Below are 2,789 nucleotides of genomic sequence, written 5' to 3'. Positions count from 1 at the left end.
CCTCCCATTTCCCGATGTCCAAGAAATGGGAGGCAGTTCACTATCCCCTTCGTGGTGGTTGTTGGCAGTTACCAGGGGGTTCTGGCGGTTGAAGACTCGATTGCTTCGTGGCGTTTGAGCTCGCGGCGCATGGTTTGCGAGTTGAGCCAAGCGGCCTTCCAACCGCGCGTGGGGTAGCGCGCCTCGTCAATTTCGATCTTGGTATAGCCGCAGGCGTTGACAATCTTCGTTCCGCATGGGTGTTGGCGCTCGCGTTGAAAGTTGGGGCCGTAGCTTTGGTGCACATGCCCGTGAATCATATAGTCGGGACCCCAAGACTCAAGAGCCGCATTAAAGCACTCGAATCCTCGATGCGGCAGGTCGTCCAGGTCGCCCATGCCTGCGACGGGTGCATGGGTAAGTAGAATATCGCATCCGTCTACCAGTGCGATTTTTCGCGATAGCTTGCGCATGCGTTTTGCCATCTCGCGCTCGGTATACATGTTCGCGCCGTCGCGGTAGCGCATGGAACCGCCCAGACCCGCAATGCGAATACCTCGGTACACATATACGCTGTCCTCAACACAAATGCACCCGCCCGGTGCATGGCGCGCGTAGCGGTCGTCGTGGTTGCCACGAACGTACACAAGCGGTTTGTTGATGACAGTGACCAAAAACTCAAGATAGTCCGGATCCAGGTCGCCTGCGGATAGAATCAGGTCAACGTCCTCAAAGCGCTCCTTGCGAAAGCACTCCCACAGGCATCGCTCTTCGGTATCGGCTATGGCAAGGATTTTCATAGGGCGCGGACCTTCGGCTCATCGTCGAGTTGCGGAATGGTGCCCACCACGTTGTCGGCCAGCCAGTCCATCTCGACGATTTGCGTGCTCGGCAGTGGGGGAAAGCCCTCGATCTGCACCACGCCGTCTTGGCTATGGAGCTCGCCGCCAAATGGATTGATGGAGCCCTCGACGATGCCATTGCGCAGTAGCTGAACAAGCTTGCGCGTCTGATAGGGCAGGCCCGGAGCGTAGCGAATGTCGATAACGCCCGAGCTCATACCATACCAGTAGTTGACGGCGCGAACCTGGCTGTTGTCACTGGTCTCATCCCAGGTGCCATGCAGCAGGCTTCGCACGATAAGCTCGTAGTAACGGCCCCAGTTCCATACCGGCATGGCGATGCCGACGACCTTGCCATCGACCAGGCGGTGGAGTCCGTAGGCCGTGGGGTCCTCCAGCGACTTGGACATGTCGACACCGGTCATAACACTCACGCCTTCGCGGCACATGGCCTCGGCAAGACCGCCGGCGGGTACATCGCCCCAGGTGAGGATTACCTGCGCGCGAGGGTCGAGCAGCGAGGCGCCGATGGCAAAGGCGTTGATCTCGCTAAGCGCGCCCGACGCAAAGACCGACGCGTGGTAGCCAATGCGATGGTTGTCCGCCATGCTAGCCGCAAGGGCGCCCAGGAGGAACTTGGCCTCGTACATCTTGCCAAAGTACGAACGGACGCTTTGGTGGGGAAGGCCGATAGAACAGTTAAGGAACCGAACCTGGGGATACTCAACGGCTGCCCTGAGCGTGTATTCCATCAGGCGGTGCGAGGTCGAGAAGATGACGTTGTCTCCATGTTTGACAGCCGTTTCCACGGCGGCGTAGAACACGTCCGGATCGTGGCAGTCCTCGAACGCCTCGGTGCGCACGATACCGCCAAAGTGCTCGTCGAGATACTGACGCCCTTGGTCGTGTAGGCTGTCCCAGCTCGACGTTGCACAAGGGAATTCATGGATAAAGGCGATGCGCAGGGGATTGGCCGCCGAATAGACGGTCTTGCCCATAAAGAAGTTGAGCACACCGGAGGTGGACTTGGCGGGCGACTCTTCCTCATCGACACTCGGCGCTTCGACAAGATCGACCTTGTCCTCGTCATTTTTGCCGGCAATGACCAGCTCGCGCCAAATCTTGCACAGGCGGTTTACGACGATGTCCGTCGGCGTATCCAGTAGACGGTCTTGGTTGTACACATTGAGGTAGACGAGCATGGCGTCGGCGGGCGTAATGTCCAGGTGGTCGCCGCCGGCGCGCAGGTAGGCGCGCTTAAAGAGTAGGAAGGTGTGGCGCAGGTAGTCGACCTTTTTCTGCGGCCATTTTTCGACAAGGTCCTGACCGAGCATCTTGGCGAGCGTCTCGTAGCTTCCCTCGCGCGAGAACTCGATCTCGTATAGGGGGCAGACGCGCCAAAACGCGCAGAACTCGCCATAGAGGCGGCTTTCGACGGAATCCCATTTTCCGGGGTAGAGGCGGGTGACCTTGGCCGAAACCGTCGGGGCGTCCAGGAATTTGAGGACACTGACGCGCTTGTTGCCCTCCTGGACGTAGAACCGATGCATGAACTCGGTGACGATGATGGGGTCGCGATAGCCCTCGGTCACCTGGATGTCGTAGAGGTTGGACCACTTGCGGGCGAACTCGGTGCTAAATGGCAACAGGGGCATAAAGTTGCACGAAAAGGCAGACTGACGGCCCTTGGTGACCGTGCCGACGACCATTTCGAGTGGAATATCCCGCAGGCCGACGCTCTCTCGCTGACCTAAGGGGAGCTGAGCAACCAAACTGTCGAGGTCCGTAAGGTATGGATGCTCGCTTTGGCTGATGGCGCGTCGACGTCCCTGCTCGCCGCGCTTGCGTGCTTGACGATAGGCCTCTTCCATGGTGTCTACTCCCTTAGTCGTTTAAACAACGATATGAACCATGGTACCACGATGCGAAACCACCACAAAGGTGCCTGTGAACTGCCTCCCATTTCTT

General features: G+C 58.7%; 2 protein-coding genes. Both read right to left on the bottom strand.

Annotation, left to right across the window (positions count from 1 at the left end):
- Window positions 1–68: 68 nt before the first annotated feature.
- Window positions 69–779, bottom strand: a complete 711-nt coding sequence (locus DW151_RS10285) for a metallophosphoesterase (protein WP_117635372.1) — start codon at window positions 777–779, stop codon at window positions 69–71.
- On the bottom strand, window positions 776–2,692 hold the full coding sequence (locus DW151_RS10280) for a BMP family ABC transporter substrate-binding protein (RefSeq protein WP_118335742.1): 1,917 nt from the start codon (window positions 2,690–2,692) through the stop codon (window positions 776–778). Before DW151_RS10280 ends, DW151_RS10285 begins: the two co-directional genes overlap by 4 nt.
- Window positions 2,693–2,789 lie beyond the last annotated feature (97 nt).

This window comes from Collinsella sp. AM13-34, from assembly GCF_003473055.1.
In the GTDB taxonomy this organism is placed as follows: domain Bacteria; phylum Actinomycetota; class Coriobacteriia; order Coriobacteriales; family Coriobacteriaceae; genus Collinsella.
This window is presented reverse-complemented; position numbering and strand designations above follow the sequence as displayed.